Origin of the sequence: Streptomyces bambusae (assembly GCF_020532645.1) — a bacterium.
Classification (GTDB): Bacteria; Actinomycetota; Actinomycetes; order Streptomycetales; family Streptomycetaceae; genus Streptomyces; species Streptomyces bambusae.
Map to the genome: position 1 here is coordinate 26,706 of NZ_JAJAUZ010000012.1, position 23,032 is coordinate 49,737.

Annotated in this window: 21 protein-coding genes; 8 read left to right on the forward strand and 13 right to left on the reverse strand. The window is 76.2% G+C overall.

Translation table 11 applies throughout. The features are described 5' to 3' along the window. Positions 1-173 precede the first annotated feature (173 nt). Positions 174-521, forward strand: coding sequence for a hypothetical protein (locus LG634_RS11145; protein ID WP_226733557.1), 348 nt, complete (start codon positions 174-176; stop codon positions 519-521). A 133-nt stretch (positions 522-654) separates the two neighbouring features. On the opposite strand, the gene LG634_RS11150 is transcribed toward LG634_RS11145, so the two are convergent. Beyond that, positions 655-1,020 (reverse strand): cupin domain-containing protein, encoded by a 366-nt coding sequence (locus LG634_RS11150; protein ID WP_226733558.1) that lies wholly within the window; start codon positions 1,018-1,020, stop codon positions 655-657. Between the two features lie 154 nt (positions 1,021-1,174). On the opposite strand from LG634_RS11150, the gene LG634_RS11155 reads away from it, so the two are divergent. Next, on the forward strand, positions 1,175-2,851 hold the full coding sequence (locus LG634_RS11155) for a hypothetical protein (protein WP_226733559.1): 1,677 nt from the start codon (positions 1,175-1,177) through the stop codon (positions 2,849-2,851). A gap of 108 nt (positions 2,852-2,959) precedes the next feature. Further along, entirely contained in the window at positions 2,960-3,868 is a 909-nt protein-coding gene (locus tag LG634_RS11160) for an endo alpha-1,4 polygalactosaminidase (RefSeq protein WP_226733560.1), read from the forward strand. Positions 3,869-3,886: 18 nt separating this feature from the next. On the opposite strand, the gene LG634_RS11165 is transcribed toward LG634_RS11160, so the two are convergent. The 7 genes from LG634_RS11165 to LG634_RS11195 all read right to left on the reverse strand — a co-directional run bounded on the left by LG634_RS11165 (position 3,887) and on the right by LG634_RS11195 (position 9,160). After that, positions 3,887-4,213, reverse strand: coding sequence for a putative quinol monooxygenase (locus LG634_RS11165; protein ID WP_226733561.1), 327 nt, complete (start codon positions 4,211-4,213; stop codon positions 3,887-3,889). A gap of 76 nt (positions 4,214-4,289) precedes the next feature. Beyond that, a complete protein-coding gene (locus LG634_RS11170; protein ID WP_226733562.1) occupies positions 4,290-5,036 on the reverse strand; it encodes an IclR family transcriptional regulator in 747 nt (248 codons plus the stop codon). Between the two features lie 156 nt (positions 5,037-5,192). Then, entirely contained in the window at positions 5,193-7,058 is a 1,866-nt protein-coding gene (locus LG634_RS11175) for a potassium channel family protein (RefSeq protein WP_226733563.1), read from the reverse strand. Positions 7,059-7,174: 116 nt separating this feature from the next. Next, positions 7,175-7,621 carry a GNAT family N-acetyltransferase gene (locus LG634_RS11180; RefSeq protein ID WP_226733564.1) on the reverse strand — a complete coding sequence of 149 codons (447 nt, stop codon included), beginning with the start codon at positions 7,619-7,621 and terminating at the stop codon, positions 7,175-7,177. Between the two features lie 63 nt (positions 7,622-7,684). Then, positions 7,685-8,140 (reverse strand): Lrp/AsnC family transcriptional regulator, encoded by a 456-nt coding sequence (locus tag LG634_RS11185; protein ID WP_226733565.1) that lies wholly within the window; start codon positions 8,138-8,140, stop codon positions 7,685-7,687. 72 nt (positions 8,141-8,212) lie between these two features. After that, a complete protein-coding gene (locus tag LG634_RS11190) occupies positions 8,213-8,587 on the reverse strand; it encodes an NYN domain-containing protein (RefSeq protein ID WP_226733566.1) in 375 nt (124 codons plus the stop codon). A gap of 24 nt (positions 8,588-8,611) precedes the next feature. Then, entirely contained in the window at positions 8,612-9,160 is a 549-nt protein-coding gene (locus tag LG634_RS11195) for an RBBP9/YdeN family alpha/beta hydrolase (RefSeq protein ID WP_226733567.1), read from the reverse strand. A 235-nt stretch (positions 9,161-9,395) separates the two neighbouring features. Between LG634_RS11195 and LG634_RS11200 the strand changes: the two genes are divergently transcribed. Further along, positions 9,396-10,523, forward strand: coding sequence for an NADH:flavin oxidoreductase (locus LG634_RS11200; protein ID WP_226733568.1), 1,128 nt, complete (start codon positions 9,396-9,398; stop codon positions 10,521-10,523). A 140-nt stretch (positions 10,524-10,663) separates the two neighbouring features. Here LG634_RS11200 and LG634_RS11205 read toward each other — a convergent pair whose 3' ends face one another. The 4 genes from LG634_RS11205 to galT form a co-directional block, all read right to left on the reverse strand. Next, positions 10,664-11,107 carry a peptidase inhibitor family I36 protein gene (locus LG634_RS11205; protein ID WP_226733569.1) on the reverse strand — a complete coding sequence of 148 codons (444 nt, stop codon included), beginning with the start codon at positions 11,105-11,107 and terminating at the stop codon, positions 10,664-10,666. Continuing rightward, the gene (locus LG634_RS11210; protein ID WP_372482407.1) at positions 11,104-11,562 is read right to left on the reverse strand and encodes a helix-turn-helix transcriptional regulator; all 459 of its coding nucleotides are present in this window, start codon (positions 11,560-11,562) and stop codon (positions 11,104-11,106) included. Before LG634_RS11210 ends, LG634_RS11205 begins: the two co-directional genes overlap by 4 nt. Before the next feature lie 158 nt (positions 11,563-11,720). Beyond that, positions 11,721-12,881 (reverse strand): galactokinase, encoded by a 1,161-nt coding sequence (gene galK / locus LG634_RS11215; protein WP_226733570.1) that lies wholly within the window; start codon positions 12,879-12,881, stop codon positions 11,721-11,723. After that, positions 12,878-13,927 carry a galactose-1-phosphate uridylyltransferase gene (gene galT, locus LG634_RS11220; protein WP_226733571.1) on the reverse strand — a complete coding sequence of 350 codons (1,050 nt, stop codon included), beginning with the start codon at positions 13,925-13,927 and terminating at the stop codon, positions 12,878-12,880. Before galT ends, galK begins: the two co-directional genes overlap by 4 nt. 78 nt (positions 13,928-14,005) lie before the next feature. Between galT and LG634_RS11225 the strand changes: the two genes are divergently transcribed. After that, positions 14,006-14,875: a DeoR/GlpR family DNA-binding transcription regulator gene (locus LG634_RS11225; protein ID WP_226733572.1), complete on the forward strand. Its 870-nt coding sequence runs from the start codon at positions 14,006-14,008 to the stop codon at positions 14,873-14,875. 69 nt (positions 14,876-14,944) lie between these two features. On the opposite strand, the gene LG634_RS11230 is transcribed toward LG634_RS11225, so the two are convergent. Further along, complete coding sequence (locus LG634_RS11230) at positions 14,945-15,640, reverse strand: ABC transporter ATP-binding protein (protein ID WP_226733659.1); 696 nt, start codon at positions 15,638-15,640, stop codon at positions 14,945-14,947. Between the two features lie 273 nt (positions 15,641-15,913). Here LG634_RS11230 and LG634_RS11235 point away from each other — a divergent pair, with 273 nt between their 5' ends. From LG634_RS11235 to LG634_RS11245, 3 genes are read left to right on the forward strand one after another with little or no spacing between them, the layout of a single operon-like run. Continuing rightward, the gene (locus LG634_RS11235) at positions 15,914-19,246 is read left to right on the forward strand and encodes an ABC transporter permease (RefSeq protein ID WP_226733573.1); all 3,333 of its coding nucleotides are present in this window, start codon (positions 15,914-15,916) and stop codon (positions 19,244-19,246) included. 1 nt (position 19,247) lies between these two features. Continuing rightward, a complete protein-coding gene (locus LG634_RS11240; RefSeq protein WP_226733574.1) occupies positions 19,248-22,034 on the forward strand; it encodes an FtsX-like permease family protein in 2,787 nt (928 codons plus the stop codon). Continuing rightward, complete coding sequence (locus LG634_RS11245; protein WP_226733575.1) at positions 22,031-23,023, forward strand: ABC transporter ATP-binding protein; 993 nt, start codon at positions 22,031-22,033, stop codon at positions 23,021-23,023. Before LG634_RS11240 ends, LG634_RS11245 begins: the two co-directional genes overlap by 4 nt. The last annotated feature ends 9 nt before the right edge of the window (positions 23,024-23,032 follow it).

Genomic DNA, 23,032 nt, shown 5'->3' on the forward strand with positions numbered 1-23,032 from the left:
CATGCCCCGCCCGGCGGCGATGACACCGCCCCGCGCGAGCGGGCGGTCCCCGGGCCCGCGGCCCCGGCTGAGCCCCTTGCACGCCGTACCTGAGTACGGGCACTCATGTCCCAGGCGGACGGGCGGGCGGAGACTGGGAGCATCCCGCTTCCGTCCGTCGAGAGGAGACCGCCGTGTTCGGTCCGCCCCCTCAGCCGCTGCCGGTGCCGGTGCCCACCGGGCCCGCCGACCGGGTCCTCGCCGCCGTGGCCGGTGTCCTGTGGGCGCTGACCTTCGGATCGGTGGGCCTGCTCGCGGTGTTCGTCCTGTTCGTGGCCGTCTGGGGCGCCTCGGCGGGCGAGGACGTCACGGTGCTGCTGGTGGTGCCCCCGCTGGTGATCGCCGGTGCGTGGGTGCTGCTCGCCCTCGTCTACCGGGCGCCGGGGATCCGGCGGCTGTCCAAGCCGGCCCGGTTCGCCCTCCTCGGCGCGCTGGCCTGCCCGGCTCCGCTGACGGCGCTGTTCGTGCTGTTCGGCCGCTGACGGCGGGCGCACGCGCGGGCGGCCGGAACCCGCCGGTGGCCTGCGTTCCTGCGCGCTCGGCCCCGGGCCCGGCCGCCGTGCGGCGGGACGCGTCGCTCCGGGGCGGTGGCCCGCACCGCCCGGAGGCGCCGGCTCAGGCCGGCTTCGCGTAGTTCCCGAATCCCGTCCAGTCGAGGGCCACCACGGGATCATCGCCGACGACCCACGCGTCGTGTCCGGGAGCCACCTCCATGAAGTCCCCGGCGGCGTACTCGCCTTCTTCCCCGTCGTCCATGACGACGTGTATCCGCCCGCTCACGACGTAGCCGGTGTGTGCGGACTGGCAGCTGTCGGTGCCAGCGATCGGCTTCACGTGCTCCGACCAGCGCCATCCCGGCTCGAACACGGCCCGGCCGACCGCGCCGCCGGACGTCTGCAGCAGGTCCAGCCTGCCCTTGTTGTCGCCGAACGGGCGGGTCTCGTCCGCGGCGTCGAAGCTCTTGCGCACCAGTCCGGTCATGCCGCATCACCCTCGCGGGGAGGAGTCACCCCGAGTACGAGATTATTTTACGCCGGGACCCCCGCTCCGGCGTTCTGCGCTTCTCCCTGACCCGGCGCGCCGGACGCCCCTAGGCTGGTCTGTCATCGTCACGACGACCCGCTGAGAGCCGCCCGTGTCTGAATCGAGCAATCCTCTCGCCCACCGCACCACGCTGACGCTCCCTCAGGGACAGGACGTACTGCGGCACATACGCCGGATCACCGGGGCGTGGCTGAACCGGAAGTTCGGCCGCGTGGTGCCCATGGCCTCCGGCCTCCACCACCTCGACGGCATACGGGTGCTGCTGTCGCAGGTCGCCTACCGGCCGGACGGCGCGGAGAGCGCCATGCGGCTCCAGTTACGCGAGGACACCACCGAGGCGACCTGGCGCACCACCGTCACGGCCGTGGAGGCCGACGACGGCGCCCCGGCCGCGGTCACGGTCGCCCTGGAGTGCTTCGCCAACCCCGGCCACCTGCCCGAGCCGGCCCGGCCCCGGCTGGTCGAGCAGCTGGTGGACGCGCTGCCCTGCACCGACGGCAGCACCCCGCTCACCCTGGATCCGCTGCGGATCCACGCCGGCGACGTGCCCCGGCTGATCGACGTGCTGTGCGACCCGGACCGGCGGCTGCCGGCGGTGGTGGCCGCCCGGCCGCTGCGCGAGGACCGGCTGTGGGCCGCCCGGCTGGCGAAGGCCATGCCGAAGTGCGCCGGGGACGCGTCGCTCTACCTGCTGGAGACGGTGCCCGCGATCGACGCCTTCCGGGCGGCCGCCGAACACCACCGGGTGGCGCCGGGCGCCGTCCGGACCTTCCTGCCGGAGGTGGACCCGGCCTGGCCGGCGGACGCGCCCCGGCACCGCTACTCGACGGTGGGCCGACTCGCCGACCGGCACGGCACCGCCTCCTGGGACACGATCGTGCGCATGGTCCAGCGGATCGCCACGGAGAACCCGCTGCCGGACGCGCTGCGGACCATCGGCTTCCCGGACGGCGAGCAGCAGCGCCGCGACCAGAGGCGGGCGGCGCTGCACACGGCGCACAGCGGGGAGGAGACGCTGACGCTGCGCGAGCAGGTGAAGGAGCTGACCGCCCTGCTGGAGATGGCCGACGAGGAGATCGAGCAGCGCCGCAGCTCCGAGGAGCTGGCGCTGCGGACCGTCGCCTCGCTGGAGCGGGTGCTGCGGGGCGGCCGGACGCTGTGGGAGCAGGACATGGAGGAGCACCTGCTGGCGCTGGAGGAGACCGAGCGGGCCCGCGCCGAGGCGGACGTGCTGCGCGCCCGGCTGGCCCGGACGGGGCGGGTGGCGGAGACGGTGATCGTGGAGCCGCTGCCGTCGCAGCCGACGAGCTTCGAGCAGCTCTGGGACCAGCGCGCCGTGTTCGAACACGTGGTGGTGACCGCGGAGCAGCAGCACGCACTCGCGCTGGACGAGTCGGACCGCAGCCGGGTGTGGGCGGCGAAGGTGTGGTCGGCGCTGCGGGCGCTGGACCGGTACGGCCGGGACGCGCACGAGGGCTTCCACGGCGGGTTCTACGAGCACTGCCAGTCGGACCGGTCGCAGTGGCCGGTCAAGAAGGTGGCCATGGCGGAGACGGGGGCGACGATGGCGAAGTACGGCGACCAGCGGACCCTGCCGGTGCCGACGGCGTACGCACCGTGCGGCCGGGCGCCGATGCAGCCCCATCTGAAGATCGACAACAAGGGTGAGTCACCACGGGTCCACTTCCTCGACGACACCAAGGGGGCCACCGGAAAGGTGATCGTCGGGTACATAGGCGCGCACCTCACCAACACCAAGACGAACTAGCGGTGGCCGTCGGCGGGCGGTGCGGGGCGCCCTGTCCGGGCCCATAGGATCGGGGCGGCCCGGGCGCTCAGGCCCGGTCCGCAGCACGTACGAACCTGGGGGGTTCGCATGGTCCGACAGGGCGCCGCAGACGGACGAGGGGACCGGCCGGAGGGGGCCGCACGGAGGTCCCGGAAGGTCCGGTGGGGGGCGGCGGGCGCGGTCCTGGCCGCCGGACTGGCCGCGGGGGTGCTGCTCCCGGCCGCGCAGGCGACCGCCCCGGACGGGGCGGCGGGCACGGCCGGGGCGGCGGCCCCGCGGGTGGTGCTCCCCCGCGGGAACGCCGCCTTCGACTACCAGATCGGCGGGGCGTACACCCCGGCCGCCGACGTCAAGGTGGTCTCACGGGACCGGTCGGACAAGCCCGCGAAGGGCCGGTACAACATCTGCTACGTCAACGGCTACCAGGCACAGCCGGAGGAGCTGCGCTGGTGGCAGAAGCGCCACCCGGACCTGCTGCTGAAGGACCGCGACGGGCGGTACGTCGTGGACGGGGCGTGGAACGAGGTGCTGCTCGACATCTCGTCGGCGGCCAAGCGGAAGCGGCTGGCCGCGATCGTCGGCGCGTGGTTCGACGGGTGTGCGCGCAGCGGCTACCGGGCGGTCGAGCCCGACAACCTGGATTCGTTCTCGCGGTCCAAGCGGTACCTGTCGAAGGCGGACAGCACGGCGTTCGCGGTACTGCTCGCCAAGCGGGCGCACGCCGCCGGGCTGGCCATCGGACAGAAGAACACTCCCGAGATGCTGGCGGACCGGGGGCGCATCGGCTTCGACTTCGCGGTGGCCGAGGAGTGCGGCCGCTACGCCGAGTGCGGGGCGTACCGGGCGGTGTACGGCGGCCGGGTCTACGTGATCGAGTACCGGCACCGCGACTTCACGAAGGCGTGTGCGGCCTGGGCGCGGACGCTGTCCGTGGTCGAGCGCAACCGGGACGTCCGTACGCCGCGCAAGGCCGGGTACGTGCGCAACGCGTGCTGAGCGGTGCCGGCCAGCGGGTCAGGGGCGGGGGGACAGCTCGGCCATGGGGTTCCAGCCCTGGCCGGGCACCTCGACGTGGATGATCTCCGGGGTCGTGGCGATGGCTCCGGCCATGGTCTCCATGCCGGCGGCGAAGTGGTCGGAGGCCACGTGCACCCGGCCGGCCTCGGCGTCGGCGAAGCCCTCCAGGAGGGTGTAGCAGTTCGGGTCGTCGACGCTGCGCGACCAGTCGTAGAAGAGGTTGCCGGGCTCGTTGCGGGTGGCGCGGGTGAAGTCGTCCACGATCGTGAGCCAGTCGTCGCTGTGCTCGGGGCGGACCTGGAACCTGACGGCGATGAAGATCATGCGGCCAGCGTGCCGGGCGGGGCGGCCGGGGTGCACGCCGGCGCGGGCCGGATTCCGGCAGGGCCGGAAAACGGGGTCAGCCGGCCGGCAGCAGGGCGGCCGCGGCCCCGGTGACCGCGGCGGTGAGCGCGAGGCGGCGGCGCCGGAAGTCGGCGGTGGGCAGCGACACCGACAGGGCGTGCACGGCGCCGTCGTCGCGGGGCTGCGGGAGGGCCACGGCGAGGCAGGTGTACGCGGGGTCGGCCTCGCCGACGGAGACGGCGAAGCCCTGGGCGCGGACCGTGGCCAGTTCGGCTTCGAACCGGTCGGCGCTGGTGATGGTGCGGTCGGTGAGGCGGACCATGCCGTGGTCGGCCAGGTAGCGGCGGCGGGCCGGCCGGGGCAGCTCGGCCAGCAGCGCCTTGCCGTGGGCGGTGGCGTGGGCGCGCGCCTCCTGGCCCGGGGTGAACGGGTTGGCGGTGTCGGTGACCGGTGCGGTGGTGTCCACTACGGTGATCAGGCCGCCGCGGTAGGCGGTGTAGTAGGCCTCGGCGCCGGTGGCGCGGCGCAGCCGGGGCAGGACGTCGGCGATGCCGGGGGCGGGCCGCAGGTGGCGCTGGAACGAGCGCTGCAGTCCGGGGATCCGGGGGCCGAGCGCGTACCCCTGCGGGGTGCGGACGAGGTGGCCGCGGGCGGTCAGCGGACCCAGCAGGTGGTAGGCCGTGGACAGCGAGCAGCCGACCGTGCGGGCCAGCGCCTTGGCGGTGACCGGCCCCGGGGCCGCGGCGACGGCGTCGAGCAGGTCGAGCGCACGGTCGACGGACTGCGGGCCGGTGAGCGGCATGTCGGGGTTCCCGGGAGGTGGACGGCGGCGGACCTCCGAGGCTACCCGGCGCGGCGGCCGGCGACTCACGGCGTGGGGGCGCCGGGCCCCGGGCCGGGCGGGGCGGCGCCGGGCCGGGGAATCCGGGCGGGGCGGGGCCGGACTCGGGGCGGCTGCTCAGCGGGGGCGGTCCGGGGTGTGGTGGCGGCCGAGGAGTTCGGCCAGACCGCGGCGGGTGGCCGCGATGACGATGCGGTCGTCGGGTTTGAGGACGTAGTCGGGCGGCAGGGCCCAGACCAGTTCGGAGGTGGCGGCCGCGCCGGTGTGGCGCTGCGCCGAGGCGTCGCGGGCGATGACCCGCCAGGAGCCCGGGCGGAACGCCGCGGCGACGCTGCGGCCCGCCAGCAGCGGATGGCCGTCCACCTCCACGGCGGCGAACAGCAGGATCCGCCGCTCCACCGGGATCGCCCCGAGGATCTGCCGGCCCATCATGGCCCCGGCGAACTCGGGCGCCGCCATGAAGGTGACGCTGCGGCTGCGGGTCAGCGCGGTGGGGTGCGCGGCGCGCAGCGTGCGGTAGACGGCGGTGGCGAACTCGTCGTCGTACAGCCGCAGTACGGCCCGGATCCCGCCGTTGCCGGCGCGGGCGTAGAGGGCGGCCTCCAGGTTGGTGGTGTCGGAGCTGGTGAGTGCGAGGAGGGAGTGCGCGCGGTGCACGTTGGCGGCCTCCAGCACGCCTTCCTCGGTCACGTCGCCCAGCACCACCGGCACCCGCAGGCTGCGGGCCAGCGCCAGGCCGCGGGCCTCGGGGTCGCTCTCCACGCACACCACGGGGATCTTCAGCTCCCGCAGCCGGGCCAGCACCCGGGTGCCGATCTTGCCGAGGCCGAGCAGCACCACGTGGCCCGACTGTCCGCGCGGCGGGCGGCGCAGTGCGCTGGCGGTGCGGAACGCGCCGAGCGCTTCGAAGGCGGCGGCGACCAGGACGGGCAGCATCAGGAGGCCGACGAGCCCGGACAGGAGCTGGAGCACCTGGCGCTGGGTGGGCATCCCGATGGCGGGCTCGTTGATGGCGAAGATGTCGAGCAGCGTCACGTACGCGGCGTGCAGCGGGTGGTCGCCGGTGGTGAGCCAGGAGGTGAGGGCGAGGGCGGCGACCGCGCCGGCGAGTCCGCCCAGCGTCCAGCGGAGGCGGGGCGAGAACAGCGATCCCACCGGCAGCAGCGCAGGACGCAGCCGGCGGCCGCCCTCGTCGGCGCCCTGGTGGGTGACGGCCTCCAGGGCGACGATGCGGCGGCCGGCGGCAGCGGCCACCGCCCGGTCGTCGGGCAGCAGTTGCGGGCCGGTGTCCCCGCTGATCTCCGAACCGTCGGCGCCGGCCGGGTCGTTGGCGGTGGAGGACAGCAGGGCGAGGGTGCACAGGCCGGGGTCGGCGACGCGGCCCGGCTCGGCGGGGGTGCGTTCCACGGCGCGCAGCAGCAGGCCGTCGGCCTGGACGACCTTGCTGGTGCCGGCGACGGCACTGGCCGCGAGCGCGGGAGCGGCCGTGTCGGCTTCGGAGAGCACGGTGGTGACGGAACCCAGGCGCCGCGGGTCCAGTCCGGGTTCGGCGACGATCGCCGCCTGGTCGAGCAGGGCTTCCAGGTGCCGGCCCAGCTTGCGGTTGTAGAGGCGTACGACGAGCCGCAGGTGCGGGTTGAGGCGGCGGGCCAGCAGGGCGGCGCGGAGGTTGGTCTCGTCGTCCTCGTGGACGAGGGCGAGGGCGGCGGCGTCCGCGACGCCGGCGGACGTGAGCACGGCGTCGTCGGCCTCGTCGGCTTCCAGCAGGCGCAGTTCGGGCAGCCGGGGCGGGGCGGGTGCGGGCGTGCGGCTCCGGCCGAGCGGGTTGCGGCCCGGCAGCCCTGTGCCGGGGCGGGGTTGGCGGGTCTCGCGCGGCCGGGGTGCGCGGTCCGCGGGCATGACGAGGACGACCTGCTCCTCGTAGACGTACCGCAGTTCGGCGGCGAGCCGGCGGGCGAGTCCGTCGTCGCCGCAGACGATCATGTGCCCGGCGGGTGCCGGCTGCGCGTCCGGTAAGGGCTGGGAGGGTATCGGGGCCACGGGCCCAGCATGCCGTACGGGTCCGACGGAGCCGCGGTCACGGGGCACCCCCGGGCCGGTCAGGTGAGGCGCAGGTCGACGAACGGCACGGTGTCGCCGGGGAGTACGTACCGTTCCGTTTCGACGAAGCCGCGGGCCCGGGCGAAGGCCAGCCCGTCCTCGTTGGTGGCGAGGACGCAGGTGTCGACGTCCTCGGCGCCGAACCGGCGGGCGACGGCGAGGGCGTGGCCGTACAGCGCGGTGCCGAGGCCGCGGCGCCGGTGTCCGGGCAGGATGCGGGCGATGACGGTGGCCGCGGGCGAGCCGTCGGCGGGCGGCCGGACGGTGGCGCAGCCGACGAGTTCGCCGTCCAGGTACGCCACGTCGAGACGGTTGCGCCCGGCGCGTTCGCGGACCTCGTCGAGGGTGAGCGGGGCGGTGGGGATGACGGTGTTGTGCACGGTCTGCCAGTCCCGCAGGGCCGTTTCGTCCGTGCCGGCGGCCTGCTCGATACGAAGATCGCTCATCGCAGCAGGAAACCCGGCGGACCGCGGCCCGTCAACCGGTTACGGCGCGTGCGGTCCGGCGGGTCACCGGTCGACCGGCAGCCCCCGTGGTTCCTTGATCCGCTTCATGATGATCTGCGAGTTGACCTCGGTGACCCCGGCGAGGGTGGTGAGCCGTTCGATCCACAGGCGTTCGTACGCGGCGAGGTCGGCGACCGCGATGCGCAGCAGGCAGCCGGGGCTGCCGAACAGCCGGTACGCCTCGATGACGTCCGGGATGTCCTGGAGCGCCGCCTCGAAGGCCTCGACGGTCTCGCGGTCGCGGCGGACCTCGATGGAGACGAGGACTTCGAAGCCGCGGCCGACCGCCGCCGGGTCCACGACCGCGCGGTACCCCTGGATCACCCCGTCCTGTTCGAGCTGCCGGACCCGCCGCATGCACGGCGAGGCGCTGAGGCCGACGCGCTGGGCGAGTTCCTGGTTGCTCAGCCGGCCGTCCTGCTGCAGCTCGCGCAGGATGTGGAGGTCGATTCTGTCCATGCGCCCATGATGCCGTCCGCGGGTGCGGCGGCCGGGCCCCGCGGGCGCCGTGCGGGACTTTCGCAACACCCCCTACACCGGGCGGACGGTGCGCGGGCCGGCGCAGCGGGCGCCGGCCGCCTGGACGCGGGCGCGCAGGGCGCGGTCCGCGGTGACGACGACGCAGTCGCGGTCGGCGTGGCGGGCGGCGAGTTCGGCGATCAGGTCGTCGCCCTCGCCGGGCGCGTCCAGCACCTGTACGCCGGGTACGGAGGCCACGCCGCGGGCGGCGCCTTCGACGACGAGCAGGATCTCCTCACCCTGCTGCCGTTCGGCGAGCCGGTCGCGGAGCCGTTCGACGGCCGCCTTGCGGTCGCGCCACCAGCCGTCGGGGACCGATCCGACGACGTTGGCGCCGTCGACGACGAGCACGGTGGCGGGGCTGCCGGTCTCACTCTCTTGCTGCACGCGGGCCTCCCGGTTCCGCGGCCGTCAGCCGTGCAGCCGGGCGAGGAGGTCCCGGCCCGCGGGCCAGTCGCCCAGTCCGGAGGCCGAGTTGAGGTGTCCGTGGGCGCCGGCCACGACGAGCTGCGCGCCCCAGGCGGCCGCGAACTCCGCCGCGCGCCCGGCCGGGCACCACGGGTCGTCCGAACTGGCGACGACGAGGGCGGGGAACGGCAGCGGCCTGCGCGGGACCGGGCAGAAGCCGTCGAGGGCGGCCACGCCGGCGTTCTCGATGTCGGGGGGCGCGACCAGCAGCGCACCGGTCACGGTCCGCCCGGCCCGCCCGGCGCGCTCGACGGCCCAGTGGACGGCGAGGACGCAGCCCAGGCTGTGGGCGACCAGGACGACGGGGCCGTCGGGGGCGGCGGCGAGCGCCCCGTCGAGCGCGTCCAGCCAGTCCGGGAGCGCCGGGCGGTCCCAGTCGGCCTGCTCCACGCGCAGGAAGGCGGGGTCGGCGGCCTCCCAGCGGCTCTGCCAGTGCTCCGGCCCGGAACCCTCGTAGCCGGGCAGGACGAGGAAGTGCGGCGGTGCGCTCACGGTGCGGCCTCCAAGATCGTCGGACTCGCCGATGCTATCCGGCCACCGCGTACCGGTTCCGGTCGGGCGGTACGGCCCGGGGAGTGGCCGGGATCACAGCGCCGGGGCGGGCCGGGGCGGAATGCCGGGGCGCTCCCGGCGGCTGTCGCCTACTGCGCACGCGGCCCGGCCCGGGACGCGTGCCCGGTACCGCCCCCCACGCCCCGACATCCGGTTCCACAGAGGAGCACCCCTCGTGAGCGTCACTGCGCCCGCCGCCTCGCGCGCGGCCGAGATCCTGTCCCGCCCCCTCACCCTGAACGGGCTGACCGTCCCCAACCGCATCGCCATGGCGCCGATGACGCGCATGTTCTCGCCGGGCGGCGTCCCCGGCGAGGACGTGGCCGGCTACTACGCCCGCCGCGCCGCCGCCGGCGTGGGCCTCGTCGTCACCGAGGGCACGTACGTCGGTCACGCCTCGGCCGGGCAGAGCGACCGGGTGCCGCGGTTCCACGGCGAGGAGCAGCTGGCGGGATGGGCGAAGGTGGCCGAGGCCGTGCACGCGGCGGGCGGGACGATCGTTCCGCAGCTGTGGCACATCGGCATGGTCCGCGAGCAGGGCCAGCCGCCGTTCGCCGACGCCCCCGCGGTCGGTCCGTCGGGCCTGCGGCTGGACGGCACCGAGGGCGCCGGGCGGGCGATGACGCGCACCGACCTGGACGAGGTGATCGGGGCCTTCGCGGAGGCGGCTGCCGCGGCCGAGCGGATCGGGTTCGACGGGGTCGAGCTGCACGGTGCGCACGGCTACCTCATCGACCAGTTCCTGTGGTCGGGCACGAACCGCCGCACCGACGCGTACGGCGGCGACCCGGTGGCGCGGGCGGCGTTCGCGGCGGAGATCGTGGCGGCGGTCCGGGCGGCCGTGTCGCCGGAGTTCCCCGTCGTCTTCCGCTACTCGCAGTGGAAGCAGGAGGCGTACGACGCGCGGCTGGCGGAGAGTCCGCAGGAGCTGGAGTCGATCCTGGGCCCGCTTGCCGCCGCCGGTGTGGACGCCTTCCACGCGTCGACCCGGCGTTACTGGATACCGGAGTTCGAGGGGTCCGATCTGAACCTGGCGGGCTGGACGAAGAAGCTGACGGGCAAGCCGGCCATCACGGTCGGGTCGGTCGGCCTCGACGGGGACTTCATCCGCGCGTTCGCGGGCGAGGGCGCTCCGCTCAACGGGATCGACGAACTGCTCGACCGGATGGAGCGGGACGAGTTCGACATGGTCGCCGTCGGCCGGGCGCTGCTCCAGGACCCCCGGTGGGCGGCCAAGGTGCTCGCCGGCCGCTTCGAGGACCTGTCCCCGTACGACCCGCGGTCGCTGCGCACCCTGAGCTGAATCGGGCCCTCCGGCGGCCGGACGCGGGCGTCTGCCGGACCTGGGCTCGCGCGCCGGGTGTCCGTACCCCGGCGCGCGGGCCCGCCCGTTGCCCCGCGGTCCTGCCGGCCGGCGTCCCTGCCGGCCGGCGTCCCTGCGGGTCAGCAGTCGGCGAAGACGGAGCTCATGCGGTCGTTGTGGGCGGCGGCCAGGCCGCCCTGGAACCAGCCGGGGACCGTGCCCATGTAGCCGGTGTAGTTGCCGCCGCTGTAGATGTGGATGCGGGTGGGCGTGCGGTTCCACGCGGAGCTGGCGCGGTCGTCGAACCAGGACGGGACCACGTGGTGCCCGCAGCTGGGCACGATCCACAGCCAGCCCCCGCCGCCCGCGTTCTGGAAGAAGCACGAGCCGCCGCCGCAGTCCGAGTACGCCTTGGCCTCGAAGTCGCCGCCGCTGTACCAGCGGACGTCCGACGGGCCCGCCGTCCGGGTGACGGTGGTGGCCGCGCCCGAGGTGCGGCCGGCGGCGGTCGCGGTGGCCGTCGGGGCGGCCAGGCCGACCACGGCCGCGGCGGCCACGGCCAGGGCGGCAAGACGCTTGTTCATGATTCCTCCCCATTGCTTCCGGTTTGCTGTGGCTTCACTGTGCCGTGGGAGGGTGACGCCTGTCTTTGGCAGCGGGTGCACGCCTTCGGAGCGTCGGGCCTGATCTCGCGCGGGGCGGTCCCGTAGGCCCGCCGGAAGGCGCGGCTGAAGTCGGCCTGGTGCCGGAAGCCCCAGCGCAGGGCGGTCTCGCCGATGGTGCGGTGGCTCATCGCGGGGTCGGCCAGGTCGGCGCGGCAGTGCTCCAGGCGGCGGCGCCGGATGGTCGCGGCCACGGTGTCCGGAGCCCCGCGGAAGAGCAGGTGGAGGGCCCGCACGGACAGGTGGTGGTGGGCGGCGATGGCCGCCGGGCCCAGGTCCGGGTCGCCCAGGTGGCGGTCGATGTACGCGCTGATGCGGGTCAGCAGGACGGTCCGCGGATCCATGGCCGGCGGACGCACGGAGTCGGTCGGCAGCACGGCGGTTGCCCCCTCGGGTGGTGGATGCGTCGGTGCGGTCCACCCAACCGGCGGCCCCGGGCGCGGACGGGTCGGCGCCAGGTCGCCCCCGGGACGCGGCCCGGTCGGATCCTGGCGCCGGCCGTGCGTCAGCCGGCCGTGCGTCAGCCGGCCGTGCGTCAGCCGGCCGGTGCGGCCCGGTGCGCCCCGGGGGCGGCGGTGGCGCGGAGGACCGCCGGGGGGCGGTGGCCGGCTCGGGCGAAGGCCCCGGTCACCGCGCGGGTGACGGTCCCGGCCGCTTCGGCGGGGGTGAGGGCGATGACCGAGCCGCCGAAGCCGCCGCCGGTCATGCGGGCGCCCAGGGCGCCGGCGGCGAGGGCCGCGGACACTGCCAGGTCGGTTTCCGGGCAGGAGACCCGGTAGTCGTCGCGGAGCGAGGCGTGGCCGGCGGTGAGGACGGGGCCCAGGTCGGCGGCGCGGCCCGCGGACAGCAGGGCGACGGCTTCGCCGACGCGGGCGTTCTCCGTCACCACGTGCCGTACCAGGGGAACCAGTTCGGGCGGCAGTGCGCCGAGGGCCGGGGGCAGGTCGCCCGGCGGCAGGTCGCGCAGGGCGGGCAGCCCGAGGAGGCCGGCCGCGCGCTCGCATCCGGCCCGCAGTGCCGCGTACGCCCCGTCGCCGAGGTCGTGGCTGACGCGGGTGTCGATGACGAGCAGGCCGAGGCCCTCGGCGGCGAGGTCGAACGGCACCTGCCGCAGCGCGAGGCTGCGGCTGTCCAGGTGCAGGGCGGCCCCCTCCGTGCAGCAGAGGGACGCGATCTGGTCCATGATCCCGCAGGGCACGCCCGCGAAGGCGTTCTCCGCGCGCTGCGCCAGCCCGGCCAGCTCGGTCCGCGGCAGGCCGAGAGTGTGGAGATCGTCGCAGGCGAGGGCGACGGCGCATTCGAGGGCCGCGGAGGAGGACAGCCCGGCGCCGGCGGGCACGGTGCTGTCGACGTGCAGGTCGAGGCCGCCGACCGGATGGCCGGCCTCCCGCAGGGCCCACAGCACCCCGGCCGGATAGCGGGCCCAGCCGTCGGCCGCACCCGGTGCGAGTGCCTCCGTGTCGAGTACGGTGACGCGGCCGTCGCCACGGGTGCTGTGCAGGCGCAGCAGCCCGTCGGTGCGGGGCCGGACCGCCACCACGGTGGTCTGCGGCAGCGCCATCGGGAGGGCGAACCCGTCGTTGTAGTCGGTGTGTTCGCCGATGAGGTTGATCCGGCCGGGGGCGGCCCACACACCGGCCGGCGGCTCGCCGAAGACCTGCCGGAACGCGGCGCCGGTGGCGGCGGGCAGGCTCATGCGAGGGCCTCGCGCAGGCGGGCGGCGGCGGTCTCGGGGCTGATGTCGTTGATGAAGGCCTCCGCGCCGGACTCCGCGCCCGCCAGCACCTTCAGCTTGTCGGCGGCCCGCCGGACCGTGAACAGCTCCAGGTGCAGGGCGAGTTCCCCGCCGCCGTGGCGGGGCGCCTGGTGCCAGGCGGAGATGTACGGGGTGGGCCGGGCACCGGCAGCGGCGCCCGGTCCGGTGAACAGCCGGTCGAAGCGGCGCAGCAAGTCCAGGTAGAGGTGGGGGAATTCGGCCCGCTCGGCCTCGTTCAGACGGGTGAGGTCGGGGACCCGGCGGTGCGGGTACAGGTGGACCTCGTACGGCCAGCGGGCGGCGTACGGGACGAAGGCGGTCCAGTGCTCGCCGGCAGCCACGATGCGCTCGGGGGCGTTGCGGGCGGCGGCAAGCAGGTCTTCGAAGAGGTTGCCGCCGGTGGCGGCGCGGTGCGCGGCGGCCGCGGCGGTCATCTTGGCGGTGCGCGGGGTGACGAAGGGGAACGCGTAGACCTGGCCGTGCGGATGACTGAGCGTCACGCCGATCTCGGCGCCGCGGTTCTCGAAGCAGTAGACCTGCTCCACCCCCGGCAGCGCGCCGAGTTCGGCGGTGCGGTCGGTCCACGCGTCGAGCACGAGCCGGGCCCGCCCGGGGGTGAGGCCCGCGAAGCCGCCGTCGTGTTCGGGGGTGAAGCAGACCACCTCGCAGCGGCCGGCGGCCCCGGAGAGGGAGGGGAAGCGGTTCTCGAAGACGACGACCTCGTAGTCGGCGTCGGGGATCTCGCTGGGCCGTCCGGGCCGGGTGGGGCACAGCGGGCAGGCGTCGGCGGGCGGCAGGTGAGTACGGCCCTGCCGGTGCGAGGCGATGGTGATCCAGTCACCGGTGGCCTCGTCGCGGCGCAGCTCGGGGCTGCTGCGGACGGGGTCGAGGGGGCGCAGGTCGGGAGCGTTGCGTACGGCGTCCGCGGCGGAGTCGTAGTAGATCAGCTCACGACCGTCGGCGAGTTTCGTGATGCTCTTCTTCACCCGCCAAGAATAAACAACATCACATAGAATTCAACAGAATCGATCGTGTTAGGTTGAGGCGAACCCCAGGAGGCATCCGTGGCCGAGCAGCCGGCGCAACTGGCCCACCAGCGCAGGGCCTTCATCCTCGCGGCGGTCCGGCGCGACGGCGCGGTGCGGGTGGCGGAGCTGGTCGAGCAGCTGGGCGTCTCGGACATGACCGTCCGCCGCGACCTCGACGCGCTGGCCCGCCGCGGTGCGGTGGAGAAGGTCTACGGCGGTGCGGTCGCCACGGGATCCGCGGCCCGTGGCGAGGAGCCGGACTTCGAAGCCAAGTCGGGCCTCCAGGAGGACGCGAAGGCCGCGATCGCCGACGCGGCGGCGGCCCTGGTGGAGCCGGGCAGCGTGGTGGCGGTCTCGGCCGGCACCACCGCGCACGCGGTGGCCGCCAGGCTGCTGGCGGCAGGCGTACCGGACCTGACGATCGTGACCAACTCGCTGCCGGTCGCCGACCTGGTCCGCGGCGCCGCCCGCGAGCCCGGCACCGGAGCGCCCACCCTGCTGCTGACCGGAGGCTCCCCCACCCCCTCGGCCGCCCTCGTGGGCCCGCTGGCCGATCTGGTGATCGGCTCGCTCCACGCCGACCTGCTGGTCCTCGGCGCGCACGGCGTGTCGGAGCGGGCCGGGCTGACCACACCCAACCTCGCGGAGGCGCAGACCAACCGGGCCCTGGTCGCCTCGGCCCGCCGGACGGTCGTGGTGGCCGACCACAGCAAGTGGGGCGTGGTGGGCCTCAGCGGTTTCGCCGCGCTGACGGAGGCGGACTGGTTCGTGACGGACGAGGCCCTGCCCGAGACGGCCCGGGAGGTGCTGGCGGAGGCGGTGGGCGAACTGGTCGTCGCCCCGGCGACGACCAGGGCGGCGGCCCCGGCAGCACCCGTGGCCCCGGCGGCACCGTCGTCCCACTGACCGGGCGGCCTGCCGGGCCGCTCCGGCGATGTTGGATCTTGTTTGATTCGTGGTGCGGATACCGGAGCCTCAGCCCGCCGTGCCCGCCCCCACCGCGCTCGTCTCGCCGATCTCCCCGTCCCTCAGCTCCAGCACCCGGTCGGCCAGCCCCAGCAGCTGCGGATCGTGGGTGGCGACGAGCGCCGTGGTCCCCTCGCTGCGGACCACCGAGCGCAGCAGCTCCATGACCGCGAGCCCGGTCTGCGCGTCGAGCTGCCCGGTCGGCTCGTCGGCGATCAGCAGCTTGGGCCGGTTGGCGAGGGCGCGGGCGATGGCCACGCGCTGCTGCTGGCCGCCGGAGAGTTCGTCGGGCCGCTGCGCGGCGTGGTCACCGAGGCCGACCAACTCCAGCAGGAGCGCGACCCGTTCGTCGCGCTCCCGCGGATCGGCCTTGCGCAGCCGCAGCGGCACGCCGACGTTCTCGGCCGCGGTGAGGATGGGGATGAGGCCGAAGCCCTGGAAGATGAACCCGATCCGGTCCCGGCGCAGCGCCAGCAGTCCGTCCTCGCCGAGGCCGGTCAGCTCGGTGCCGTCGATCACGATCCGCCCGCTGTCCGCGGTGTCCAGCCCGCCGACCAGGTTGAGCAGCGTGGTCTTGCCGGAGCCCGAGCGGCCCTTGAGCGCGACCAGTTCGCCGCGTCCGATCTCGAACGAGACCCCGCGCAGTGCGTGCACCGCCGCCGGCCCGCTGCCGTACGAGCGGTGCAGGTCCGTCACCGTGACCATGGCGCTGCCGTCCGCGCCGCCGCGTCCCTCCGGGCCCGGCCCGGCCCCGTCCGCCGGGTCCGTGTGCATGTCCGGCCGGACCGTGTGCTCCGTCATCGCTGGTGCTCCCCCGTACGTCCCTCGGTCGGCGCCCAGTATGGGCAGGCGCCCGCGCCGGGGGCAACGATCCGGGCCTACAGGGTGACATTCCGGTTATCGGATGGGATGTTGCACAGAACGGATTCCTGATAGAAAGCCGTACCGAGCGGGGCATGGTACGGGGGCTGGTAGTTCGTGACGGGGTTCATCTTTCTGCGTGCGGGAGCGCACCGGCTGCTGCTCGCCGCCGCGCTGCTCGCCGTACTGCTGACGACGTGTGTGCTCGCGGCCCTGGCCGCCTTCTCCGGTTCCGTGGGCGACGCCGCGCTGCGCGAGACCCTGCGCGGCCGGGCCGCCGCCGCGGCGGCGCTGGTCGTCACCGCGGACGTCGCCGGGCCGCGCCGGGACGCGGCGCAGCAGGCCGCCGAGCGCGGCGCCCGGGAGACCTTCGCCGGACTGCCCGTCACGCTGCGGAAGATGGAGCGCTCGGGCCCGTACGCCCTGCCGCGCTCCCTGCGGGCCGCCTCCGACCGCACGGGCGACCCGGACCTGACGCACCTGGCCGCGCTCGACCGGTCCCGGGTCGTCCTGGTGGCGGGCGCGCTGCCCGGGCCGGCGCCGGCGGACCGCCGGCAGCCGGTGCCGGTGGCGCTGCCCGCGGTCGCCGCGGACCTGCTGAAGGTCCGGCCGGGCGCCCGGATCTCGCTCACCGACCGGCTCTCCGGCGGCCCCCTGACCGTCCAGGTCACCGGCGTCTACAAGGCGGCCGACACCGCCGATCCGTACTGGCAGCTGGATCCGGTCGGCGGGCGCGGCATGCGCAAGCTGGTGTTCACCACCTACGGGCCGCTGCTCGCCGATCCGTCGGCGCTGGCGCCGGGCCGGGTCGCGGAGGGCAGCACCGGCTGGCTGGCCACCGCCGACTTCGCGGGCCTGACCACCGACCGGATCGGCGCGCTGAAGGCCGCCGCGGTCCGCGGGCCGGAACGGCTCGACGCGGACCCCGCGTTCGCCGGCAAGTCGACGTCGGTCACCGGTCTGCCCGTGGTGCTGGAGCGCACCGAGCAGGCCCTGCTGGTGGCCCGTTCCACGCTGCTGATGGTGGCGGTGCAGCTGGTGCTGCTCGCCGGGTACGCACTGCTGCTGGTGGCGCGGCTGCTCAGCGTGGAACGGTCCGGCGAAACGAGTCTGCTGCGGGCCCGCGGGGCCTCGCGCGGGCGGATCGCGGGTCTGGCAGCGGTGGAGGCGCTGCTGCTGGCGGTGCCGGCGGCGGTCGTCGCCCCGCTGGCCGCGGGACCGCTGGCGGGCCGGTTCGCGCCCAGTGCCCTGGGTTCCGCATCCGGCCTCCGGCTGGGCGCGGTGCCGCCGTGGCCGGTGTGGCTGGTGGCCGCCGGCGTGGCCGCATGCTGTGCGGTGGCCGTGGTCTCGCCGGCGCTGGCCGCCGCCGGGGCGACGGTACGACTGCGGCGGATGCGCGGCGGCTCGCTGCCGGGGCCGGTCCGGGCCGGTGCCGATGTGGCGCTGCTCCTCGTCGCGGGCGTCGCCTACTGGCAGTTGCAGCGGCAGACCGGCAGCGGGGTGCTGAGCGGTGACCGCGAGGGCGACCTCGGGGTGGACCCGCTGCTGGTCGCGGCGCCCGCACTGGCGCTGCTGGCGGGCACGGTCGTGACGCTGCGGCTGCTGCCGCCGGCCGCCCGGCTGGCCGAGCGGCGGGCCGCCGGCGGCCGCGGGCTGGTGACGGCGCTGGCGGGCTGGCAGTTCAGCCGCCGCCCGCTGCGCGGCGCCGGCCCGGTGCTGCTGCTGGTGCTCGCCGTGTCGATGGGCATGCTGGCCATCGGGCAGGGCGCCTCGTGGGACCGTTCGCAGCGCGACCAGGCCGACTTCCGCACCGGCGCCTCGGTACGGGTCCTCGACGCGCGTCCCGGCGGTCTCGGCCGCGCCGGGGAGTACGCGGCCGCGCCGGGCGTGCGGGCCGTCGCGCCCGCCCACCGGGCGTCCGTCGGGCTGCCCGGCAGCCGCACCGGCACCGTCGTCGCCCTGGACACGGCGCACGCGCAGGAGGGTCTGCTGCTGCGCCCGGACCTGGCGGGCGGGCACCCGGACGCAGTGCTGCGGGCGGTCGCGCCCGACGCGCGGCAGGTCCGGCCGGTGCTGCCGCTGCCCGCCGGCACCCGGCAGCTGGCCGTCGACGTACGCCTGTCCGCCGACGGGAAGCCGGGCGGCCGGTCCCCGTCCGGGCTGGTGTCGGAGGTCGCCCTGCTGCTGACCGACGGGCACGGGCTGAGCCACCGGGTGGAGGCCGGGAGGGTACCGGTCGACGGACGCCCGCACCGGGTCACCGTCGACCTGGGCGCGGCCGGCGCGGGTGCCGGCCGGAAGGCCGGGCCGGGCACGCTGGAGCTGACCGGGCTGCGGCTGGCCTCCGCCGGCCCGGAGCAGGACACCGAGTTCCACCGGCTGCGCGTGGAGCGGCTGCTGGCCGCCGGACCGGCCGGCGGGCTCCGTCCGCTCACCGCCCTGCCGGGTCTGAAGTGGCAGGGCGTCGTCACGAGCAACGTCCTCGGCGAGGGCAGTGCCGAGCTCCGGCTGGAGCCGGGCGCCTCGTCCGCCGCGGCGCTGCTGGACATGGCGTACCAGACCGGTTCGGAACCGCGGACCGGCGCCCGGTTCGCGGTCCGCTTCGACCTGGAGCGGCCGGCCGGCGACGGACAGATCGCGGCCGTCGCCACCGATGCGTTCCTGCGGGCCTCCGGTGCCCGGCCGGGCCAGGACGTCGACGTCGAACTCGCCGGGCAGAGCCTGCGGGTCAAGGTCGTCCGCGCGGTCCGCGAGCTGCCCACCGGAGGTCTTGGCGCCACGGACTCCGCGGCCGCCCCGGCGGCGGCCGACGGCGGCGCGCTGCTGCTGGACCTGCGGGCCGTCAACGCCGCGCTGCTGCGCAAGGCGGGCACCCCGCTTCCGGCCACCGAGTGGTGGCTGAGCGCGGCGCCCGGCGCCTCCGCGGACCTCGCCGAGGTGCTGCGGGCCCGCCCCGGCACCGAGCCCGGTCAGGTGCTCGTCCGTGCGGAGACCGCCGCCGGTCTGCTGGGCGATCCGCTCGGCGCCGGACCGCGGGCCGCGCTGCTGGCCGTGGCGGTGGCCGCCGCGCTGCTGGCCGCGGTCGGGTTCGCGGTGAGCGCGGCCGGTTCACTGCGGGAACGTTCCGCCGAGATCGCCGTGCTGCGGGCGCTGGGCGCGCCGCAGCGGGGCCTGGCCCGGATGGTGGCCGCCGAGCAGGGCGTGCTGATCGCGCTCGGACTGCTGGCCGGCACGGCGCTGGGCACCGCGCTGGCCCGGGCGGTGGTCCCGCTGGTGGTGCTGACCGCACAGGCGGCCGCGCCGGTGCCCGAGGTCCTCGTCGAACTGCCGGTGTCCCAGGTGGCGCTGCTCCTGGCGGGGGTCGCGGCGGTGCCGCTGCTGCTCACCGCCGCCGTCGCGGTCCGCCGCACCGATCCGGCGGTGTCGCTCCGCCACCAGGGGGAGAACTGAGATGGCCGACCGAACCCCGCCCCCTCCCGGCGGCACCCGCCGGGCGCGGACCGTGGCGCCCTGGGTGCGGACCCGGCTGGTGTCCGCTCCGGGCGCGGCCCTCGCCTTCGCCGTCCTGGTGCTGGTGTCCGCGTTCCTCGCGGCCGTGCTGCCGCGCGCCGTGGACGCGTACGAGACCGACGGGCTGCGGCGGGAGATCGCCGGCGCCCGGCCGGACACGAGCGCGCTGAAGCTGGTGTCGCCGCAGCTCAGGCCGGATCTCCCGATGTCGGCCCGCGAGGACGGGCTGCGGCCCGCGCCGCTCGCGCAGACCTACCGGGCGGCGCTCGCCGCGCTCCCCGCCCCGCTGCGCGCGGACCCACGGCAGTCGGCGTACGGGGTGCGCAGCCGCGGGGCGCTGACGGCCGCCGACTCCTGGCTGCCGCGGCCGAACGGGGTGCCGCCCCGCTTCACGTTCTTCGCCCAGTCCGACCTGGCCGCGCACTCCGTGGTCCGCTCGGGCCGGCTGCCGGCCGGCGGGGCCACGGTGACCGCCGGGACCAGGGAGCTGGAGGCCGCGGTCACCGAGGAAACGGCCCGCGCCCTGCGCCTGAAGGCCGGTTCGGTGGTGCGCTTCGGCAGCGTCCCGGACCCGCTGATGACCGTACGGATCACCGGCGTGGTCCGCCCGCAACAGCCCGCCCGGTCGTACTGGTCGGCCGAGCCGCTGCTACGGACGCCCGGACTGCGTGTCCTGCCGGGCAGCGAACCCCCGGCCCTCTACTGGGAGGGCGGCCTGCTGATCGCCCCGGACGCCGCGCCGGCCCTGCTGGCCGGCGACCTGGTGGCCATGCCGGAGCGGTACTGGCACTTCGCGCCCGACGGCGGCCGGCTGACCGGCCGGGACACCGACGCCCTGCTCGACCGCCTGGCCTCGCTGGAGGGCGGACCCGAACTGCTGCGGATGCGGGGACTGGCCGACGACACCGCGGTGGTGTCCACCGGCCTGGAGGAGGTCCTCGCCGACCACGTCGCGCTGCGCACGGCGATCGGACGGCTGGTGGGCGTGGCCGTGTTCGGCATCGCGGCCGTGGCCGCGGTGGTGCTGGCGATGGCCGGCGGCCTGGCGCTGACCCGGCGCAACGCCGAACTGGCCCTGCTGCGTTCGCGTGGCGGCTCGCTCGCCGGGATCGCCGGCCGGCTGCTCGGCGAGACCGCGGTGGTCGCACTGCCCGCGGCGGGCCTCGGCCTGCTGGCGGCGGTCCTGCTGGTGCCCGGGGCGCGGCTGCTGCCCGCTGTCCTCGGCGCTGCCGCCGTGGCCGTGCTGGCCTGCGCGGTGCTGCCGCTGCGGGCCGCGGTGCGGCACCGCCGGCCGCAGCCCCGCGGCGGCCGCGAGGACCTGGTGCGGGCCCGGCCCGGCCGGCGCCGCCTGGTCGCCGAACTGACCGTGCTGGTCCTGGCCGCCGGGTCGGTCGCCGCGCTCCGGCGGCGCGGCGCGGACGGCGGGGACCTGCTGGTGACGGCCTCGCCGGTGCTGGTCGGCCTGATCGCCGCGCTGGTGCTGGTACGGCTGTACCCGCTGCCGCTGCGGCTGCTGGCCGGTCCGGCCGGCCGGCTGCGCGGCGCGATCGCCTTCCTGTCGCTGGCGCGGGCCGGCCGGTCCGCGGCCACCGGCGCGCTGCCGGTGCTGGCGCTGCTGATCGCGCTGACCACGGCCGCGTTCGGCGGGTCGGTACTCGCCGGCATCGCCGACACCCGGGACCGGGCGGCGCTGCTGTCGACCGGCGCGGACGCCCTGGTCTCCTCGTCCGGCGAGGGCGTCGCCCTGCCTGCGGGCACCGACCAGGCACTGCGGGGCGCGCCGGGGGTCCGCGCGGTGACGGCGGTCCGGGTGGAGCGCACCGCCCGCCTGTACCGCGGCGGCGGGATCACCGAGAACCGGCCGCTGACCGTCATCGCCGTCGAACCGCAGCCGTACGCGGCGCTGTCCGCGCGGGTCGGCATCGGGGCGTTCCCGGCCGGGGCGCTCGGCGGCACCGGCGAGGTGCTGCACGCGGTCGCCTCCCCCGACGTGGCGGAGCGGCTGGGCCGCGGGACGCGCACGCTCCGCCTGCAGGGCCGGGACGTCACCGTACGGGTGGCCGAGGTGCGGCCGCACACGCCGGCCGCGCCCCGGTCCGGGTTCCTGCTGGTGGACGCGGCCCGGTTGAAGCCGCAGCCGCCGACGGCCCTGCTGGTGACCGGCTCCGGCCTGTCGGCCGGGGCGCTGCGGGCGGCGGCCGGGGCGCCCGGTGCGGACCTCGCGGTACGGGTGCGCAGCGAGGCCCGGGCGGCGCTGACGGACTCTCCGCTCCAGGTGGGCGCCACCCGGATCTATGCGGCCGCGGCCCTCGCGGGGGCCGGGTTCGGGGTGATCGCGCTGGTGCTGGCGCTGCTGCAGTCGGCCCGGGAGCGCACGGCGCTGCTGGCCCGGCTGCGGACGATGGGCCTGACCACCCGCCAGGGCCGGCGGCTGCTGGGCCTGGAGGCACTCCCGCAGGCGCTGCTGGCGGCCGGCGGCGGGCTGCTGGTGGGCTGGGCCACGGTGGCGCTGCTCGCACCGGGCATCGACCTGCCGCGTCTGGCGCTGGCCGCCGCGCCGGGCGGGGCGGTCTCCGTGGACGGCGCCGGTCTGCGGGCCGACGCCTGGTCGCTGCTGCTGCCGGCGGCCGCGGTGGTGCTGCTGGCGGGCGCGGTGGCCGCCGGCCAGGCCTGGTGGGCGGGCCGCCGCGGATCGATCACGGAACTCAGAGCAGGAGACGGACGATGACAGACACCACGGCGGCCGTGCAGCCGAGCCTCGGCGAGCTGGAGCGGCGGGCGGCGGCCCGGCGGGACCGGCCCTCGTACGGTCATGACGCGCTGATCGCCTGCGACCGGCTGGTGCGCATCTTCACCACCGACGGGGTGGAGGTGCAGGCGCTCCAGGGGCTCGACCTGCTGGTGCAGGACGGCGAGCTGATGGCGCTGGTCGGGGCGTCCGGCAGCGGCAAGTCGACCTTGATGAACATCCTGGCGGGGCTGGACGTGCCGACGGCCGGGGCGGCGAAGGTCGCGGGCCGGGACCTGCTGGCCATGGACGCGAAGGCGCGGCTGGCGTACCGGCGCGAGGTGGTCGGCTTCGTCTGGCAGCAGACGGCCCGCAACCTGCTGCCGTACCTGACGGCCGCCCAGAACGTGGCGCTGCCGATGCAGTTGCGGGGCCGGGGGCGGCCGCGGAAGGCGGCGATGGCGGAGCGGGCCCGGGAGCTGCTGTCGATGCTGGGCGTCGGCGAGTGCGCGGACCGGCGGCCGGTGCAGCTGTCCGGCGGGCAGCAGCAGCGGGTGGCGATCGCGGTCGCCCTCGCCAACAGCCCCGCGGTGCTGCTGGCGGACGAGCCGACGGGCGAGCTGGACTCGGCGACCGGCGAGCAGGTGTTCGCGGCGTTCCGCCGGGCCAACGAGGAGCTGGGCACGACGATCGTGATCGTCACGCACGACCAGGCGGTCGCCGACGAGGTCCGCCGCACGGTCGCGATCCGCGACGGCCGTACGTCCTCGGAGGTGCTGCGGCGTACGGAGGTGGACGCGCAGGGCCAGGAGTCGCTGGTGGCCCGCGAGTACGCGATGCTCGACCGGGCGGGCCGGCTCCAGCTGCCCGCCGAGTACACCGCGGCGCTCGCCATGGAGCACCGGGTGATGCTGGAACTGGAGCAGGACCACATCGGGGTGTGGCCGGACGCGCCGGCCGGGGAGCGGGGGGCGGACGGCGGGGCGTGAGGGCCGCTG

What these genes read in the sequence shown, in the direction of transcription:
- LG634_RS11150 (WP_226733558.1), bottom strand. Translation starts at nt 1,020, where the DNA reads ATGACCGGACTGGTGCGCAAGAGCTTCGACGCCGCGGACGAGACCCGC.
- LG634_RS11160 (WP_226733560.1), top strand. Translation starts at nt 2,960, where the DNA reads ATGGTCCGACAGGGCGCCGCAGACGGACGAGGGGACCGGCCGGAGGGG.
- LG634_RS11165 (WP_226733561.1), bottom strand. Translation starts at nt 4,213, where the DNA reads ATGATCTTCATCGCCGTCAGGTTCCAGGTCCGCCCCGAGCACAGCGAC.
- LG634_RS11170 (WP_226733562.1), bottom strand. Translation starts at nt 5,036, where the DNA reads ATGCCGCTCACCGGCCCGCAGTCCGTCGACCGTGCGCTCGACCTGCTC.
- LG634_RS11175 (WP_226733563.1), bottom strand. Translation starts at nt 7,058, where the DNA reads ATGATCGTCTGCGGCGACGACGGACTCGCCCGCCGGCTCGCCGCCGAA.
- LG634_RS11180 (WP_226733564.1), bottom strand. Translation starts at nt 7,621, where the DNA reads ATGAGCGATCTTCGTATCGAGCAGGCCGCCGGCACGGACGAAACGGCC.
- LG634_RS11185 (WP_226733565.1), bottom strand. Translation starts at nt 8,140, where the DNA reads ATGGACAGAATCGACCTCCACATCCTGCGCGAGCTGCAGCAGGACGGC.
- LG634_RS11205 (WP_226733569.1), bottom strand. Translation starts at nt 11,107, where the DNA reads ATGAACAAGCGTCTTGCCGCCCTGGCCGTGGCCGCCGCGGCCGTGGTC.
- galK (WP_226733570.1), bottom strand. Translation starts at nt 12,881, where the DNA reads ATGAGCCTGCCCGCCGCCACCGGCGCCGCGTTCCGGCAGGTCTTCGGC.
- LG634_RS11230 (WP_226733659.1), bottom strand. Translation starts at nt 15,640, where the DNA reads ATGGTCACGGTGACGGACCTGCACCGCTCGTACGGCAGCGGGCCGGCG.
- LG634_RS11240 (WP_226733574.1), top strand. Translation starts at nt 19,248, where the DNA reads ATGGCCGACCGAACCCCGCCCCCTCCCGGCGGCACCCGCCGGGCGCGG.
- LG634_RS11245 (WP_226733575.1), top strand. Translation starts at nt 22,031, where the DNA reads ATGACAGACACCACGGCGGCCGTGCAGCCGAGCCTCGGCGAGCTGGAG.